This is a genomic window from Micromonospora sp. NPDC049048 (assembly GCF_043197615.1).
Taxonomy (GTDB): domain Bacteria; phylum Actinomycetota; class Actinomycetes; order Mycobacteriales; family Micromonosporaceae; genus Micromonospora.
The window spans coordinates 1-16,624 of sequence record NZ_JBICTM010000014.1 but is presented as its reverse complement, the minus strand read 5'-3'; the positions used below and the strand labels follow the sequence as shown (position 1 = coordinate 16,624).

Genomic DNA, 16,624 nt, shown 5'->3' with positions numbered 1-16,624 from the left:
GGTCGCGCGCGTTCGCCGGAAGTTCCAGCTCAGGTGCGCGGTAGGTGTCGTTTCAGACAGATCCGGCCCCATGTTCCTTCTCGGCATAGCGGCGCGGCGGGCTTGACCATTAGGCTCGATTGCTGAGTGGAGCTGCCGGATATCGCCTCCACTCGATGCCGGGTTGCGAGTATTGGCTGGTTGCGGCACCGAAGGGCAGGACGGAGTGACCCGAGACGGCGAGCCAGGGGCCAACTTCGCCGAACGCGAGGACAACCGACGCGTGGCGTACGAGGTGACCGGCGCGCCCGACGGCTTCCCCGTCTTCCTGCTCCACGGAACGCCCGGCAGCCGGCGCGGCCCGAAGCCCCGCGGCATCGTCCTCTACCGCATGGGCGTCCGGCTGATCGCCTACGACCGGCCCGGCTACGGCGACTCCGACCGTCGGGAGAACCGCGACGTCGCCGACGCCGCCAGCGACGTCGAGGCGATCGCCGACCACCTGGGCGTGGAGGAGTTCGCGGTCGTCGGGCGCTCCGGCGGCGGCCCGCACGCCCTCGCCTGCGCGGCCGACGCCCGCCTGCGCGGCCGGGTGACCCGGGTGGCGGTGCTGGTCAGTCTCGCCCCGTGGAACGCCATCGAGCTGGACTGGGTCGGCGGCATGAACACCGGCAACGTCCGCGGGTTCGGCGTCGGCAGCCCCGACACGGCCGCCGTCGTCGAGGAGATCCGCCAGCGCGCCGAGCGGGCCGCCGCCGACCCGCGGCTGCTGCTGTCCGACCTGCGGACGGAGATGAGCACGGCGGACCGTCGGGCGGTCAACGATCCGGCGCTGCGCCGGCTCATCACCGACACCTACGCGGAGGCGCTGCGCTCCGGCCCGTACGGGTGGATCGACGACGTGCTGGCGTTCCGCCGTCCGTGGGCGTTCGACCTCGGGGCGATCGACACCTCGGCGACGCCCGTGCGGCTGTGGCACGGCGCCGACGACAACTTCGCCCCGGTCAGCCACGGCCGTTGGCTGGCCGCGCAGATTCCCGGCGCCGAGATGGAGGTACGGCCCGGGGCGGCGCACTTCGACGCGGTCGAGGAGCTGCCGCGCATCCTGCGCTGGCTCGTCGACCCCGCCGCGGCGCTCGACGCCGACCTGCTGATCGGCGCTCGGCCCGGTCAGTAGGGATGCGGGTCGAGCACCCGGCGCACGTACCGCCCGTCGCGTAGCACCACCACGCTGGGGTGGTGCTGCCCGATCCGGTTCGCGAGCCGGTCGGCGATCCGCATCCGGCCGATGCTCACCCGCCCGCCGGACAACGCCTGCTGGGCCGTCTCCAGGTTGCCCCGACTGCGCAGCGTGTCCGGGTGGTTGGCCCCCAGCACCTCGGTGAGCTGGTCCACCACGGCACGCAGCCGGTCACGCCCCTTCTCCGTCTCCCCGGCGAGGATCGTGAAGACCGCGACGTTGTTGGCGGCGGCCATGGCGAACGGGTGCCGGTCGCCGAGCGTCGTGAGCATCGTCCGCGTCGTCTCGTCGGTGAGGGAGCGGCCGGTGCCGGTGTCGCCGGCGTCCCACAGGGCCACGCCCAGGTTGATCCGGCACACCAGCGAGTACGGGTGCTCGGCGCCGAACACCCGGACGAACTGCTGCTCGACCTCGCCCAGTTCCGTCAGGGCCTGCGCGCTCTGCCCCAGCAGCATCAGGTTGGCCGTCCGGCTGAGATGGCTGAACAGGGTGTCCGGGCTGACCGGCCCGAGGGCGGCCAGCAGCCGCTGGTGGGTCTCGTCGAGCAGTTGGGTCGCCTCGGCGATCTCCCCGGTGCTGCGCAGCGAGACGGCCAGGTTGGCCTGCGCGGTGAGCAGGTCACGGGAGTGCTCGCCGTAGAGGTTCCGGTAGCCCGTCACCACCTCGCGCAGCAGCGCCACGGAGCCCTCGTAGTCGCCGGTCTCCCGCAGGTCACGCGCGAGGTTGTTGGCCGACGCCAGCGTGTTGGGGTGCTCCGGGCCGAGGACGACGCGCAGCCGGCGGTGGGTGGCCTCGTCGCCGTCGAGGGCCTTGTCGAACATCCCCATCAGCCGGTAGGACGCGGCCAGGTTGTTCGCCGCCGTGAGGGTGCGCCGGTGGTCCTCGCCGAAGACCTCGACCGAGGCGCCGTACGTCCGCAGGTCGCGCTCCAACGCCTCCTGGTAGCGACCGAGGGTACGCAGGTCGGCCCCGTAGCCACCGGCGGTCATCAGCGTGTGCGGGTGGCTGTCGCCGATCAGCTCCTCCTGCTCGCGCAGGGTCTCCTCGTCCAGCCGGTGGGCCTCCTCGAAGCGCCCGAGGCTGCGCAGCACGTTCGCCCAGTTGAACCGCAGGTGCAGCAGCTGCACGCGCAGCTTGCGGTGCGCCGGCCCGTCCGGCGGCAGCTCCGCCAGCAGGCCCGACCAGACGGTCTCGGTCTCGCGCGCGTAGCGCTCGCCCTGCTCGTAGCCGCCGCTGACGTAGATGTAGCGAATCCGGTCGATGACCAGCTGCCGGACGTTGTCGTCGCGGCAGGAGATCGCGTCGGAGCCGTCGAGGTGCGGCCAGAGCATCCGGAACCGCTGCCGGTTCGCCGGATCCTCCACCTCGCCCTGCGGACGCGATCCGGCGAGGATCTGGTGCACCTCGTGCTTGGCCTTGGCCAGCTCGTCGTCGGACATGCGGGCGCGCAGGGCGGCCTGCAACAGCCGGTGCACCTGCACCCGGTGGGCGTGCGGGTCCAGCTTGATCAGCGCGAGCTTGTTCATCCGCTGCACCAGCGCCGCCGCGATGTCGCGTTCGGACACCCGGTCGGCGACCCGGTCGGCGACCACCGGGTCGTGCGGGGCGATGACCTGGGCCACCTGGTCGCTGTAGAGCAGGTCGAGGGAGATCTCCGGGGCCAGCACCGAGGCGAGTTGGAGGAGCCGGTAGGCCCCCGGCGAACTCTCCCGCAGCCGTTGCAACGGGAGATCCCAGACCTCCGTCTCCAGGCCGGTGCGGCGGAGCCGGGCCAGGTATTCGTCGACCGGCGTCCGGGTGTCGGCCAGCCACGCCCCGACCGTCGCGACGAAGATCGGCACGTTCTCCACGGCGTCGGCGACCTGCTCGGCCTCGGCGGCGCTCATCAGGTGCTCGCCCAGCCGGGCGCGCAGGTGTGCCACGCTCTCCGCCCGGTCGAACGCCTCCACGTCCACCGCCCGCGCCAGGTCGCCCCAGTCCGGGTTGCGGGTGGTGACCAGCACGTGCCCGTTGCCCTGCGGCAGGTACGGCCGGACGTCCTCGTACTGGTCGGCGTTGTCGAAGACGAGCAGCCAGTGCGGCGGCGCGCTGCCGTCGGCCCGGCGCTCGGTCTGGCTCAGCCGCTGCCGCAGGGCGCGGTTGGTCTCCGGGATCGTCGTCTGGCTCGGCAGACCCAGCTCGTCGCTGAGCTCCGTCATGATCACGTCGACGAACTGCGGCGGGTCGGCCGCCACCCACCAGATGATGTCGTACGCGCCCCGGAACCGGTGTGCGTACTCGATGGCGAGCTGCGTCTTGCCCAGACCGGGCCCGCCCCGCAGGGCGACCGGGGTGCCCCCGCCGCCCGACGCCCGCAGCTCCTCCCGGAGCCGGCGCAGCAGATCCTCGCGCCCCGTGAAGCGGGCGTTGCGGGCCGGCGCGTTGAAGACCGTGGCGCGCACCCCGGGGAAGCGGGCGGGACGCAGGCCGGCCGTGCCCACCGTGCGCCCCACCAGCTTCAACAGGTGGGTCGCCGCGTCCTCGGCGGTGAGGTCGTGCACCGCCGCCCAACTGCCGACCGGGACGTCCGGCACGGGCGGGGTGTCGTCGACGTGCAGGGCCAGCCAGCCCGACGCGGCCCGCCCGCCGCCGCTGCCGGGGCGGGCGCGCTGGGCCGCCAGGTAGGCGCGGGAGACCAGCCGGACCTCGCGGAACGCCGTGCCCGCCTGCTCGGGTGCCGGCCCGTCCACCGGGGCGGTGACCACCCGCAGGTCCGCCGAGTTCAACACGGTCTGCGCCCACTCTGCCCAGACCTGGTCCTCGGGCACGTGGCGCAGCACGATCAGCTCGTCCACGACCGTCGGCTTGCGCTCGAAGCGCTGCACGGTACGGCGGCGCAGCTGGTCGTCGATCCGGGGCAGGCCGGTGATCCTGCCGTTGGTGATGTGGCTCGTCAACGTCTCGTACGCGGACAGCAGCGTGGTGCGGCCGCCCGGCTCGTCGCCGAACGTCGCCAGCGTCTCCTCGTAGGCGTAGTACGCGCGGTAGGGCACCTCGACGGTGAGCCAGTAGGCCTGCCGCTCGCTGTCGGTCATGCCGCCCGGCAGGCCGGCGAACTTCTGCATGGCCAGTGACCGCCCGGCGTCCCGCTTGCTCTTCTCCCCGTCGTCGACGCGCATCGGCACGGGCAGCACCCGCCGGGCCCGACGTCCCTCGTAGTCACGGACCCGGGCGGCCACCGCCGCGGCGCCGTCGATGCCCTGGTCGCTGAGGGTGAAGCAGTCGACCAGGACGTCGGGCAGGTGGATCGTGCAGATCTCGGCGACGTCGCTGATCCCGGTGCGGCTGTCGATGAGCGCGTAGTCGTAGTGCCGCTTCATGTCCTCGCGCAGCGCGTCGAAGAACTGCGCGCCGCCGAGGCGGTTGTAGAAGTTGTCCCAGTTCAGGCCGGTCACGCTGGTCGCGTAGTCGGGGTTGTGCCGGCCGGCCAGGAGCAGGTCGAGGCTGCCGCCGCCCGGGAACTCCCAGCCCACCGAGAACGCGTAGCGGTGGACGCGGGCGAACTCCCGGTGCCAGTCGCCGGGCCGGGGGTCGGCGCCGGTCTCCTCGCGCCGGCGGGCGTTCTCCCACTCGTAGTCCAGGATCAGGTCCATGACGCCCCCGGTGGTGGCGACCTGTTCCCGGTCCAGGAACGGGGCATAGAACCGGTGCAGGCCGGGAGACTCCAGGTCCCAGTCGGCGACGAGCACCCGTTGACCGTTCGCGGCGAGGATCCACGCGGTGTTGGCCAGTGCCATCGTGCGGCCCGTACCGCCCTTGTAGGAGTAGAAGGTGACGACCTGCCCTTCGCGCGATGGCGTCATCGCTCGTCCTTCCCTCGCGTCGTGTCGAACGGCCGCAGCGGCGGCAGGCCCGGCCCGGACGCCGGCGGGCCGTGGGACGGCCGCAGGCTCGGCTTCGGGGTGGCCGGGCCGTCCGGTGGGTCCACCGGGCCGTGCCGGAGGAACTGCTTGCGGGCCTCGGTCACCAGCAGCGGGGCGCAGCGCTCGAACTCGTCGATCGCGCGTGCCGGCAGTACCCGGGGAAACCCGGCGTCCTGCAACGTACCGGCGATCTCCTCGGGCGCGGACTCGCCACGCGCGTGGTCGGCGGCGATGACCAACGGGACGGCCCAGCGCGGCAGGCCGTCCAACGCGGCGCGGGCGGCGGCGGCACCGGCCGAGGCGTCCACCAGCACGACGGTGGGGCAGCCCGGTGCCAGGGCGCGGGCCGTCGCCAGGCCGACGACGCGGGTGGGCAGCCCGAGCCGCTCGGCGGTCGCCGCCACGTAGTCGGCCACCGCCAGTTCGTGCTGCCCGGCGTACGGGCGCCACTGCGCGTGGTCGGTGAGGGCGGTGACCACCAGCACCGGGCCGTCGCTGTCGGGCACCGGGTGACTGGACAGCGTGGCCGCCCGCGATCGGGCCAGCGGCTGCGTCTCGGCCACCGTGACGATCCGCTGCGCCAGCGTCGTGAGGATCCGCCGGTACTGGTCGTGGTAGGCGCCGAGCTTGCAGAGGGCACGCAGTCCGTTCTCGGCGTAGTCGGCGCGGTCGTCGGGCTGCCGGACCAGGTCGAGGGCCTGCGTCGTCTCCGGCTGGTCGCCCCACGACGGCAGCGGCAGCCACAGCACCGGCAACAGGTGCCGCTCGGCCTGCGCCGGGGCGAGCCGGGTGAGTCGACTGCGGAACGACTCGCGTTCGCCCAGGGCCCACGCGTTGCGGAAGTAGTTCGGCGAGTGCAGCGGTACGAAGACGTGCGTGAGGCTGAGTGCGTCGGTGAGCGTCTGCCGGAGGTCGGCCCCGGGGCTGACCTGGCCGTCGAAGAAGCCGGCGTCGAGGTCGACGCCCCTCGTGGCGGCGTGCCGGACGGCGGTGGCCAGGTCGTTGAAGAACCGGTTGACCCAGTAGTCGGTGTCCGGCCGGACAGCGGCCGACAGTGGCACCGAGTGTGCGTAGCTGAGGAAGAAGTAGGTCTCCCGGCGGGGCGCGCGGGGCGGGGCGGGGTCAGGCCACGTCATGGCCGCCCTCCTCGAACGTGGTGCGCAGCTGCCGCACGTCGGTCGGGACCTGGGCCTGCACCCAGTGCGTCTGGTACGCCCGGGCGATGCGCTGCGCCAGCCGCCAGACCACCGCGTCGTAGGCGGCCCTGCCGGTCTCGCCGAGGCTCAGCAGACCGTAGATGCCCTCTTCGTGGTATTGCGGGGCGATCTCCGGAGGCAGCCGGGTGGGGGTGAACATCTGCCGCCGCGACACGGCCTCCGGCAGCCGCCGACGCTCCACCTGGGACCAGTTGACCGGGATGACCGGCGTCTCCCCCGCGGACGGGTCGGCACCCGGCCGGGTCAGGACCGTCCGACGGGTGAACGCGTCCCACTCCCGGGCGCACCAGGCGCTGTTGAGGTAGTGGGTGGAGATCAACGGAATGAAGACCTGGCAGTGCCCGGCGGCGAAGGCGAGGTCGTCGGTCCACACCTGCCCGCCGTCGAGCAGCCGGTCCATGAAACCGGCCGTCCGCCCCGGGCCGAGGCCGAGCAGCTCGACGACATGGTCGGACAGGTCGACGAAGAGCTGGAAGACCTTCTGGTTGGTGTCCCGGGGTGCCGCGACCTGGTTCTTCTTGTGGGCATAGCTGAGGAAGAACACGGGGGCGCTCTCGTCCTCCCAGAACTTTTCCTCTGCCACCTAGGGCTCCCGACCGGTGCAGCGACTCCCAGCCGTCCACATTATCGACCGGGGCCAACCCTGCGCTGCCCCCTCCGTCACTGCCGGTGTTCATCCATCCATCCCCGGGCGAAGTCGACGGCCACCCGGAGACCCGTGAGCCGGCAGTCGGCACCGCCGACGCGCCCGCGCCGTACCGCACCGGTGGCCGCCAGGGCCCGGCCGATCAGGGGGAAGTCGGTGTCGTGCAGATCCGGGGCCCGGAAGTCGCGCCGGACCCGCCGCCCGGCGCCGTCGCGCACGTAGCAGCGGTACGCCCGGTCGGCCGGCAGCCGGCGCAGCCGGTACTCGGCCAGGTGGAACGCCGTGCAGACGGACCAGTCGACGCCGAGCAGGAGCACCACGGCGTCGGCGGCGTAGAGCGCACCCAGGGGAGACCGTTCACCGAGGTGGCAGTCGAGGTCGTGGACGGCGGTCAGCCGTACCGCGTCGGGGCCGAGGGCCGCGAAGGAGGTCTGCGGGTGCCGGCTCCGGGACGTGCCAGGCTGCCGGCGTACGTGTTCGGCGAAGACCCCCATGCCCTCCGCCGGGCTGCGCCGCGGGTCGAACGGCACGATGGCCGCCTCCGCCGCCGCGACCTCGGCGGCGCCCATGCCGGCGGTCGCCAGCCGGAACGCCCGCGACGTGGTGGAGTTGCCGGCCGTCTGCGCCGGTACGACCACCGTGCCCGCGCCGCCCAGCACGTCCCGCAGGGCGGCCAGCAGCGCGGCCGGGCCGCCCGCCAGCCGACCGACCCGGGACAGGGCGCAGTGCACCAGCACCGTGGCCCCCGGCGGCAGGCCCAGCGCGCGCAGGTCCGCCGTCAGCGTGTCCCGCCGCAGCAGGCCGGTGGTCACTCCCACCCGTCCACCGTGGCGCGCATCCCCTGTACGAACCGCTCGCCGGTGGCGGTCAGGGCGTCGAGGCCGAGCAGGGCGTCGAGGGCCCCCTCCGTCCAGGCCCGGTAGCGCCGGAAGTGGCCCTCGGCGGCCGGTCCGGGGCGGCGGCGCCACACGTCGGCGACGGCCAGGTGGGCGTAGACGCCGTGCAGCACGCCCTCCACCGGGCGGGGATCGTCTCGCCACGGCACGCGCAGCGTACGGGTGTCGGCGCGGTCGAACAGGTCGCAGACGTCCAGCACCGCGCTGAGCTTGAGGTGCTGCACCTCGTGCACCAGCAGCACGGCGAGGGTCGCGTCGTCGGGCACGGGCGTGACGGCCACCGCGCCGAAGGCGACGCCGGCGGCGGCACTGCGGAACCGGCCGGTCGGCTCCGCGCGCAGTGGCACGACCGCCCGCAGCAGCGTGCGGATCCCCGCCGCGTAGTCGGTGGCCTCGGTGTCGATCCGCCGCACCGCCTGATCCAACTGCCGCGTCCATCCGAGCGCGGCGGCGCCGGACAGGCGCGGTTGCACCGGCAGGTCGAAGCAGTCCCGGTGCGGGTCGGTGTCCTCCAGCAGCAGCCGGTCCCCGCCGGGTCGGACGGCACGCACCGGCAGCCAGCCGTCCGACCCGTCCTCGCGGGCCGGGTCGCCGCCGTGGCCGGGGTCGGCCGTGATCCGCCGGTCGGCGAGCCGGATGTCGCCGTCGTCGGTGCCGAGCCGGACGACGCCCCGCTCGAAGCCGACGGCGAGCGCGCCGAGCGTCGGGAGGCTGACCAGTCCGTCGCGCACCGGGACGGGCAGGTCCACCCGCACCCGGGCCCGGACGGCGGCGGCGGCCGCCACGCAGGCCAGGTAGGACAGCTCGGCCGCCCCGTCCCGGCACCGCCGGACCCAGCGGCGCACGAACGGGTGGGTCAGCACGGCACCCACGGCGTCGGGGTGCGCGTCGTCCAGGTGGACCAGCAGCCGCCACCCGTCGGCCGCCACCGGGTCGCCGGCGGCCCGCTCGCTGAGCGTGACCAGCAGGGCGCGTACCAGCGCCAGGTGGACGGCGGCGAGCTGCGCCGCCGAGCCCGCCGTGCCCGGACCGGAGGCGAGGTCGTCGAGGACGCGCGGGCTGAGCGAGTCGGTGGGCTGGGCGGGCCCGTCGGCGACCGGTGCCGCCGTCACCACCCGGACGAGCTTCAGCAGGTCCGGACAGTAGACGGACGGGTTGTCGAAGCCGTTGCGGGCACGGTAACGGTGGGTGTAGAGCCCGCCGCCGCAGTGCCCGACCACCGGGCATGCGCGGCAGGCGTCGCAGAGGCCGGCGAGCCCGGTCTGTCGTACGGCGATCCCCGGGTGGGCCGCGGCGTCGTCCACCCGGTGGCGGAAGACGTCCAGGCCGGTGGCGGCGGCGCCGTCGAAGGCGGACTTGAGCGTGTCGACCTGCTCGAAGCTGCCGTCGGTCTCGACGACGACCAGGTCCGCCGGGCCGAGCCCGACCGCCTCGCTGCGGCTGCCGTGCCCGGACGCGCTGGCGAGCAGGGACTCCAGCAGGCGGATCGGCACCGGGCGCCCGTCGGCCAGCCAGCGCTCGTGGACGGCCAGCAGCCAGTCGGCGTACGGCGTGGGGTGGCCGTCGGGCCGGCCGGGCGGGCTGTCCCAGTTGGCGTGGGGAAGCAGGAAGTCGATGTGCGGCGGCTCCTCGGCCAGCAGCGCCTCGTAGACGCGGATCGGGTCGTTGGCGAGGTCGACGGTGCAGAGGATGCCCGCGTAGCTGGTGCGGTAGGCGGGGCTGCGCAGCAGTGACAGTGCCCGCAGCACCTGGTGGTGGCTGCTCGCCCCGTTGGCGTGGCGGCGGTGCCGGTCGTTGGCGGCGCGGTCGCCGTCGAGCGAGATCCCCACCTTGACGTCGTGGGCGACCAGCACGTCGCAGATCGTCGGTGTGAGCAGCACGCCGTTGGACTGCATCCGCAGGTCGAGGCGGGCCACCGGGCCGATGACGCGCCGCAGGGTGGTGGCGGTGGCGTCGAGCCGGGCGGGGCCGGCGAGCAGGGGCTCACCGCCGTGCAGGACCACCCGTAGGACGTCGAGTCGGTGCGCCGCCGCGTGCTCCGCGATCCGCTCCGCGGCGGCCCGCACGGTGGCGGGGGACATCATCCGGGGCTGGCGCCGCCAGGACTGGTCGGGGTGTTCGTAGACGTAGCAGTGGTCGCAGGCGAGGTCGCAGCGGCTGACCAGCTTGAGCACGTACTGGGTCAGCGGGGCGACCTGAGCTGGCGGCCGGCTGTCCGGCCCGGCTGGCTCAGATCGCAGAGATGAAGGCCGCGACATCGACACGGGCCGGGCGATCCTCCCTGCGGCTGGTCACGCGGGCGACGGAGCGGGCCCGGTCGAGCGGGATCCGGCCGAGCGGGGTGCGCCGGAGGTCGTCCAGTGGCGGCGGAGTCGGATCGGGCTGGCGTACGGTGCGATCCACGTCGGTTCCCCCAGATGGAGTCGGGAGTGGACGGACGGCCGCCCACGCGACGGTCAACGACGACTATCGACGATGCTATATGGCACAACCTGTGATGTCACGGCTGCGCAGCGCCATCCTGCTCGACGACTCTCGCCATCCAGCCCTCGTTGGACAGCGAGATGATCCGCTCCGCCTCGGCGACGAACGCGTCGTCGTCGGCCCAGCCCAGCCCGGCCTCGCGGGTGGTACGCAGCCGGGTCAGCTGGTCGGCGGTGCGGGCGTACTCGATCTGGTGGTGCTCGTACTGCTGGGCCGAGCCGTAGCCGACCAGCGCCGTGGTCACGGCCGCCGCGACACCGATCCAGGCGGTCAGCCCGAAGTTGTCGCCGAGCACCCCGACCGTCGCGGAGACCAGCGCGGCGACGATCGTGAGCCCCGTCGCCGCGTACCGGACCCGCCTCGCCGCGTGGGCCATCCGGCGGGCCGCCGGCAGGTAGTACCCGTCGATCTGCCGTTGCACCCGTTCCGTCAGGTACGTGGGCACGTCGGAGACCGCCGGCAGCTGCCGGGCGACCGGTGGCGCGTCCAGGGTGCGGCCGACCAGGTCACCGGCGTCGTCCATGAGCGCGTCGAACCGGCCGAGCAGCACGGCGTCCCGGTCCGCGCCGGCGAAGGGAGCGACCCCGGCCAGGTAGCGGTAGGTGTCCGCCTTCAGCGCCTCGGAGACCGAGCGGAGCCGGGTCCACGCGTGCACGGCGTCGCGGGAGGACCACCGGGCGGCCAGCGGCACCACGAGCAGCGCCGCCGCCGCGACGATCGCGAGCGCCCGCCCCACGCCGGGATGGGCGTGCCCGAGCTGGTCGGCGAGGGTGCCGCACACGGCGGCTCCCACGGTGAGCGCGGCGACGGTCAGGCGCGCACGGATGATCGCGCGCTTGGCCTCGCCGGACGCCCAGGACCAGGCGGCCTGCCGCTGCCAGACCGTCGCGACCGCTGACCGGACATCGAAGTTCGCCACGACCGAATGGTAGGACGGCCGCGCCCGTGCCACGGGGATCCGAGGCCGCCGGGCGGTGGTCAGCGTGGCAGGAAGCCGTCGTACGCCTCGTCGTACCAGTCGGCCTCGTTGTGCCGGCGGATCACGCCGTCGACCCGGGTGAGCATCAGCCAGTTGTCGTTGAGCACCAGCGCCGCGTCCTCGGACCGGTCGGTTAGCACCCGGCCCACGGCCCGCAGCATGTGCGGCCTGCCCTTCTCGGCCAGCGTGTCCTTGCGCATGTGGAAGCCGATGTCGACGTAGGCCTCCGGCTCCCACGCCCACACAGCCCCGTCCGCCTCCGCCTCGTAGTAGCCGTGCCTGCCCGACGTGATGCTGACGACGAATCCGCTCGCGTCGTTCAGATTGGCGCTGAGCAGGCGGTTGCCGGCCGGCGTCGGTGTCTCGGCGGCACCTGGGGCGACGAGTCCGGCCACCAGTTCCAGTGGGACGTCGCCAGCGAGCGTCAGTCGGTAGGTGATGGACATTGTTCGGTCTCCTCAGTCCCGCCGGACGATCTCAACGAACGTGCCGTTCCGTGTGATTACCACCAGTTCCTTCAACGCCGGCACGGGCCAGTCGTCGAACTGTTTCCGCAGGGCGGCGAGGTCTCCCCTCCAGTCCTGGAGATTCACCACCACGCGCTGCGTCTGGGCGTCCGCGACCTTCCTGGTGACCGCGCTGCCGATGGCGCGGACCGAGGTGGTGGGACCGGGAGCGTAGCAATCGAAGACGAGTCCTTCGACGACGTAATCCGGCGACCTTTCCGGGTCGACGACGTCACCGGCGTTCAGCTTGGCCGTCGCGACTTCCTGCTTCGTGGGGTTCTGGTGCACCCGGTAGCCCTTGTAGGCGAGCGTGTCGGCGGTCTCGTTCTCCAGTTCCAGGCTGCGGCGTTCCGTCGGCCTCTCCTTGCGTGCGATCCGGGTGCGTGGTCCGGTCGGTGTGTCGCCAGGGGGTCCGGTCGCCGGCCTGGTCCAGGGTGCGTGGCCGCCCGTGGGGTCGCGGATGGACTCCGCGTCCCCGGAATCGTGGCCGGTGGTGTCGGCGGTGTCCCCCGAGGAGGTGGTGGGGGCGGGCGCTGCCGTGCCGGGGCTGGTCGGTGTGTCGCCGCCAGCCCCGCTCAGTTTCCCGCCGACCCCAGCTGGCGGGCCTCGGCGATCGCCGTCTCGACCGCCTGCCGGGCGCCGGTGGTGCGTTGGGCGACCGCCGTCAGGACCTGCGTGATGCTCTCCAGGGACTGCACGAGAGGGCCGGGTTGGCCGCCGTGCAGGACGGTGGTGACGAGCTGTCGTGTCTGGCGTACCTGGGCGATGGTGGCGGCGGCGCTGTCGCGGATGCCGTCGCACGCGTTCTGCACGGGTGCCAGGCCGGTGATCGTCTCGTGCGGGCTGGCTTCCTGCGGGACGGCCGCGGTGGTCTTCGTGGCCTCGCCGATGGTGGTCGCGAGGCTGCCCAGGCCGCCGCGGATGGTCGAGATGCCGTCACGTACGCGCGTCAGCCCCGCCGCCACGGCGGCGAAGCCGGCGCCGGCCGCGCGCAGGGCCACCTCCTGCGCCTGGCTGTCAGCGGCGGACGCCAGGGCCTGCGCCCTGTCGACGCCGGTCGCCAACGCGCGCAGTTCCCCGGTGATCTTCTCGATGTGCGACACGCGGCCGACTCCCCGATCGACGACGATGGGACACCCGAGAAACTAGCGACATGTGCCCGGGGCCCGCCAGGTGATTGGGGTGGGGCAGGGCCGCGTCGGGCGGCCTCCGACGCCATCACGCGGCCCGCCTCCCGCGGCGCCCACTCCGGTCGTACGCCCGCTCAGGCCGGCGTGGCGGTGGCCTTGCGGTGCCGCTCGGCCCGGCGACGCACCTGCGTGTACGCGCTGGTCAGACCCATCGCCCGGCGGACCTCGACGAGCGTCTGCCGCACCTCGTGGCGGGTCCGTTCCGTGCCCTCGAAGATCAGCTGGTCGACCAGTCCGGGCTCGGCCTCGATCCGGGCCCGGCGTTCCCGGATGGGATCCAGGAACCGGTTGAGCGCGTCGACCAGTTTCTCCTTCACCTCCACGTCGCCGACCCGCCCGGCCCGGTAACGCTCCTTGAGGTCGTCGACCTGCGCCCGGTCGGGGTTGAAGATGTCGTGGTACGCGAAGACCGGGTTCCCCTCGACGGTGCCGGGTACGTCGGCGCGGATCCGGTTGGGGTCGGTGAACATGCCCAGCACCGCGCGACGCACCGTCGCCGGGTCGGCGGAGAGCGCGATCGCGTTGCCCAGGCTCTTGCTCATCTTCGCTTGGCCGTCCGTGCCGACCAGGGTCGGCGTGTCGGACGCGATCATCTCCGGCACGGGGAACACCTCCCCGTAGAGGTGGTTGAAGCGCCGGGCGATCTCCCGGGTCACCTCCACGTGCGCCGCGTTGTCCTTGCCGACCGGGACGACCTGCCCCTTCACGCAGAGGATGTCGGCGGCCTGGAGCACCGGGTACCCGAGCAGGCCGTACGGCATCTCCTCCTTGCCGGCGTCGCGGGCCATGTCCTTGAGCGAGGGCACGCGTTCCAGCCGGGGCACCGTGACCAGGTTCTGGAAGAGGGTGTTCAGGTCGCCGACCTCCGGGATGGCCGACTGGAGGTAGAAGGTGGCACGCGCCGGATCGACGCCGGCGGCCAGGATGTCGGTGACCATCTCCCGGGCGTTGGCCGCGACCCGCTCGATGTCCTCGCGGGTGTTCCGCGTGGTGAGCATGTGCAGGTCGGCGATGATGAAGAAGCTCTCGTAGCGCTGGTGCAGCCGTACGCGGTTGGCGATGCTGCCGACGTAGTGGCCGAGGTGCAGCCGCCCGGTGGGGCGGTCCCCGGTGAGCATCCGTGCAACGGACATGGTGGTACGCCTTTCGTGCCTGGTGGACGAGATGTGCGCGGGCACGCGCCGACCACGGGTGTCTTCCGGGTCGGTCAGGGTCGACTCAGCGAGTCGAACGCCATCGCGCGCCGTCGCGGAACCGCAGTCCACCGGCACGAAGTACGTCGATCATCCGCTCGCGGCCGTCACCGGAGCGGGTCGGAGAGATGGTCACGACGCCGAGCGGGAGGCCGTCGATCCGGTCGACGGCCTCCGGCGCGTAGCTGATCGGCCGGACCATGCCCCCACCGTAACCGGTCCGACCGCTTCCCGTGCCCGCGCTCAGCCCTGCCGGTAGGTCTCCCGGTAGTAGTCGCCGACCTGCTCCCGGTAGCCGGGCTCGCCGTACGCGTCCGGGTCGAAGGCCGGGGACTCCTTGACCTGCTCACGGGTACGGTCCACGTGCACCGCGCGGTCCAGGTGGTCCACCCGCGTCACCGTGCCGGCGGGCAGCAGGACCTTGCGGCCGAAGATCCACGGGCCGGTGTCCACCACCAGCCAGCGGGCGTCGGTGTCGTCGTTGGCCTCGTCGACCGAGCCGATCCGCCCGTCGGTGGCCTCCACCTGGTAGCCGACCAGGTCGAGCGGGGTGCCGGGGCCGGGGGCGTCCGGTCCGTCGCTGCCGGGCTCCGGCCCGTCCGGGGGTGCGGAGCCGGGGTTGGCCCCGGAGTACCCGCCGGCGAGGGCGGACGGGTCACGCCAGTCCCAGGGATTGAACGTGGATGGCTGCACGGTCACCTCCGATGACGGTCTGCGGCGGTCCCGGTATCCAGTGCCCCACCCACACCCGGGGGAAACAGCATCGCAATTATCGGTTCACTGAAATGTCATGGTGCGAAGTACGTCATATTCGTCGTCCGTCGATGAACGGGACGGCTGCGCCGCAGGTCGGGGCGATGGGAAATGGGCGCCGCACATTCGGCGCGGATGCGGAGTGTCCACCCGGCACATTCGCTCCGTCATCGGGAGCCGGCCATTCTGGGCCCGCAACCGACCGACAGGAAGAAAAAAGGGGACATGAATGTACCGCACCATTCGCCGACTCGGGGTCGTGCTCGCCGTCGCGCTCGGACTCGTCGCCGGGGCCGGGGCCAGCGCGCAGGCGGTCGTCGTCAACCCGGTCACGCCGCAGTCGCTCTGCGGGCTGGGCTACGTGGTCCTGGACCAGGACCCGATCCGGCACGCGGAGACCGGCGTACGGCTCGGCACCGTCTACCTGTTGCACAACCCGCTGCTCGGCTACGGCTGCACCGTCACCGTCAAGTCCGCCTATCTGGGCACGCTGACCCGCACCCAGGTCTACCTCGCCGCCCAGCACCTGCCCACTCATGCAGACGACGGCGACAGGCTCTGGGCGGCCGGGCCAACCCGGGCGTACGTCAAGGGCGGTTGCGTCATCTGGGCGGGTTCATGGCCGACCAGAGCGGGACGATCCACTACCACGACCGGGCGAACCCCGCGATCGGCGGCATCGGCACCTGCTTCTGACTCTGACGAAGCGGTTCGGGAGGCCCGCGATGATGCGGGCCTCCCGAACGGATCGCGCTGGCATACTCGGCAGCCATGGTGCTGTCGCGCGGCTGGGCGCTCTTCCTCGCCGGGGTGGGAATCTGGACCTGGGTGATCTGGCCGAGGTTCGCCATCGCCATCTGGAAGGACCCGCGGTCCTGGGCCACCGGCACGGTGGGCGAGTTTCCGGCCACCGGCTTCCTCTGGATCCACGCCCTGCTGATCGCGGCGTCCCTGGCCATCGGCACCACCGTCGGCGTGCTTGGCGTCCGGGGCTGGCGGGCGGCCCGCCGTCGCCAACTGCCTGGCGCGGACCAGGCCAGCTGAGGCAGGCGCGCTGAGCAGGCAAGATAGCCGACCGGGAATGATGTGACCCGGGACGCTACCCCCGGATTTGACGTTCAAACCCGCAGACGCGTAACTTTCTCTCTGCCAGCGCGGAACGGGGCAAACGGGACGAAAGTCCTGAAGCTCCGGGCCGGACTGGCGCCGGGTCGGACAGGGTCGACATCCTGGACGACGCGGCCCCCGGGCGGGGCTCGCCAGATGTGCCGCGAGGCGGATTTGGCGCAGCGGGACCGACCGGGTAAGGTTCACGGCCGGCAGGGAACCGGGCGAGCTCGCGGGAGACCGCAGAGCGGCCGGTCTGCCAAATCCGATCATCAAGCACAGCGGTACGCCGCTGCGCGTTCATCGGTGCCAACCCGTACGAAGCACGACAGACCGGCACAAACGGTTTGACACGGCGGAGACGGTGAGGTAACGTAGTAAAAGTGCCCGGCCGCGAGAGCAGCGGGGCAGCGAACGAAATGCCCCGGGCCGGGGCCCCACGGTGTGGGGTTTCCGGGCGGTGTGTGGTTGTTCTTTGAGAACTCAACAGGGTGCTTGATAAGCCAGTGCCAAATTGTTTATACCCCGGACT

The 16,624-nt window shown here is 72.7% G+C and carries 14 protein-coding genes; 2 read left to right on the top strand and 12 right to left on the bottom strand.

Features of this window, described 5'->3' with window-relative positions; all coding sequences use genetic code 11:
- Positions 1 to 205 precede the first annotated feature (205 nt).
- Positions 206 to 1,156 carry an alpha/beta fold hydrolase gene (locus tag ACGFIG_RS29650; protein ID WP_393008502.1) on the top strand — a complete coding sequence of 317 codons (951 nt, stop codon included), beginning with the start codon at positions 206 to 208 and terminating at the stop codon, positions 1,154 to 1,156.
- On the opposite strand, the gene fxsT is transcribed toward ACGFIG_RS29650, so the two are convergent.
- The 12 genes from fxsT to ACGFIG_RS29590 form a co-directional block, all read right to left on the bottom strand.
- Entirely contained in the window at positions 1,150 to 5,061 is a 3,912-nt protein-coding gene (gene fxsT, locus ACGFIG_RS29645) for an FxSxx-COOH system tetratricopeptide repeat protein (protein WP_393008500.1), read from the bottom strand. The genes ACGFIG_RS29650 and fxsT overlap by 7 nt on opposite strands.
- Positions 5,058 to 6,257 (bottom strand): TIR-like protein FxsC, encoded by a 1,200-nt coding sequence (locus ACGFIG_RS29640; protein WP_393008498.1) that lies wholly within the window; start codon positions 6,255 to 6,257, stop codon positions 5,058 to 5,060. The genes fxsT and ACGFIG_RS29640 overlap by 4 nt, the downstream gene beginning before the upstream one ends.
- Positions 6,244 to 6,921, bottom strand: coding sequence for a TIR-like protein FxsC (locus tag ACGFIG_RS29635; RefSeq protein WP_393008497.1), 678 nt, complete (start codon positions 6,919 to 6,921; stop codon positions 6,244 to 6,246). Before ACGFIG_RS29635 ends, ACGFIG_RS29640 begins: the two co-directional genes overlap by 14 nt.
- A 77-nt stretch (positions 6,922 to 6,998) precedes the next feature.
- Positions 6,999 to 7,796 (bottom strand): aminoglycoside N(3)-acetyltransferase, encoded by a 798-nt coding sequence (locus tag ACGFIG_RS29630; RefSeq protein WP_393008588.1) that lies wholly within the window; start codon positions 7,794 to 7,796, stop codon positions 6,999 to 7,001.
- The gene (locus ACGFIG_RS29625; RefSeq protein ID WP_393008586.1) at positions 7,793 to 10,138 is read right to left on the bottom strand and encodes an FxsB family cyclophane-forming radical SAM/SPASM peptide maturase; all 2,346 of its coding nucleotides are present in this window, start codon (positions 10,136 to 10,138) and stop codon (positions 7,793 to 7,795) included. The genes ACGFIG_RS29630 and ACGFIG_RS29625 overlap by 4 nt, the downstream gene beginning before the upstream one ends.
- 242 nt (positions 10,139 to 10,380) lie before the next feature.
- A complete protein-coding gene (locus ACGFIG_RS29620) occupies positions 10,381 to 11,283 on the bottom strand; it encodes a DUF4231 domain-containing protein (RefSeq protein WP_393008496.1) in 903 nt (300 codons plus the stop codon).
- Positions 11,284 to 11,342: 59 nt separating this feature from the next.
- Positions 11,343 to 11,789 carry a SitI3 family protein gene (locus ACGFIG_RS29615; RefSeq protein WP_393008495.1) on the bottom strand — a complete coding sequence of 149 codons (447 nt, stop codon included), beginning with the start codon at positions 11,787 to 11,789 and terminating at the stop codon, positions 11,343 to 11,345.
- 12 nt (positions 11,790 to 11,801) lie between these two features.
- A complete protein-coding gene (locus ACGFIG_RS29610; RefSeq protein WP_393008584.1) occupies positions 11,802 to 12,224 on the bottom strand; it encodes a hypothetical protein in 423 nt (140 codons plus the stop codon).
- A gap of 200 nt (positions 12,225 to 12,424) precedes the next feature.
- The gene (locus ACGFIG_RS29605) at positions 12,425 to 12,952 is read right to left on the bottom strand and encodes a DUF6244 family protein (protein ID WP_393008493.1); all 528 of its coding nucleotides are present in this window, start codon (positions 12,950 to 12,952) and stop codon (positions 12,425 to 12,427) included.
- Between the two features lie 161 nt (positions 12,953 to 13,113).
- Positions 13,114 to 14,172 (bottom strand): tryptophan--tRNA ligase, encoded by a 1,059-nt coding sequence (gene trpS / locus ACGFIG_RS29600; RefSeq protein ID WP_393008491.1) that lies wholly within the window; start codon positions 14,170 to 14,172, stop codon positions 13,114 to 13,116.
- Positions 14,173 to 14,257: 85 nt separating this feature from the next.
- A complete protein-coding gene (locus ACGFIG_RS29595) occupies positions 14,258 to 14,434 on the bottom strand; it encodes a hypothetical protein (protein WP_393008489.1) in 177 nt (58 codons plus the stop codon).
- Positions 14,435 to 14,475: 41 nt separating this feature from the next.
- Positions 14,476 to 14,925: a PRC-barrel domain-containing protein gene (locus ACGFIG_RS29590; protein WP_393008582.1), complete on the bottom strand. Its 450-nt coding sequence runs from the start codon at positions 14,923 to 14,925 to the stop codon at positions 14,476 to 14,478.
- An 831-nt stretch (positions 14,926 to 15,756) separates the two neighbouring features.
- Between ACGFIG_RS29590 and ACGFIG_RS29585 the strand changes: the two genes are divergently transcribed.
- The gene (locus tag ACGFIG_RS29585; protein WP_393008487.1) at positions 15,757 to 16,029 is read left to right on the top strand and encodes an SCO4848 family membrane protein; all 273 of its coding nucleotides are present in this window, start codon (positions 15,757 to 15,759) and stop codon (positions 16,027 to 16,029) included.
- The last annotated feature ends 595 nt before the right edge of the window (positions 16,030 to 16,624 follow it).

Excerpts from the sequence above, each read along its gene's own strand:
- ACGFIG_RS29595 (WP_393008489.1), bottom strand. The coding sequence starts at position 14,434 with ATGGTCCGGCCGATCAGCTACGCGCCGGAGGCCGTCGACCGGATCGAC.
- ACGFIG_RS29640 (WP_393008498.1), bottom strand. The coding sequence starts at position 6,257 with ATGACGTGGCCTGACCCCGCCCCGCCCCGCGCGCCCCGCCGGGAGACC.
- ACGFIG_RS29615 (WP_393008495.1), bottom strand. The coding sequence starts at position 11,789 with ATGTCCATCACCTACCGACTGACGCTCGCTGGCGACGTCCCACTGGAA.
- trpS (WP_393008491.1), bottom strand. The coding sequence starts at position 14,172 with ATGTCCGTTGCACGGATGCTCACCGGGGACCGCCCCACCGGGCGGCTG.
- ACGFIG_RS29625 (WP_393008586.1), bottom strand. The coding sequence starts at position 10,138 with ATGTCGCGGCCTTCATCTCTGCGATCTGAGCCAGCCGGGCCGGACAGC.
- ACGFIG_RS29585 (WP_393008487.1), top strand. The coding sequence starts at position 15,757 with ATGGTGCTGTCGCGCGGCTGGGCGCTCTTCCTCGCCGGGGTGGGAATC.
- fxsT (WP_393008500.1), bottom strand. The coding sequence starts at position 5,061 with ATGACGCCATCGCGCGAAGGGCAGGTCGTCACCTTCTACTCCTACAAG.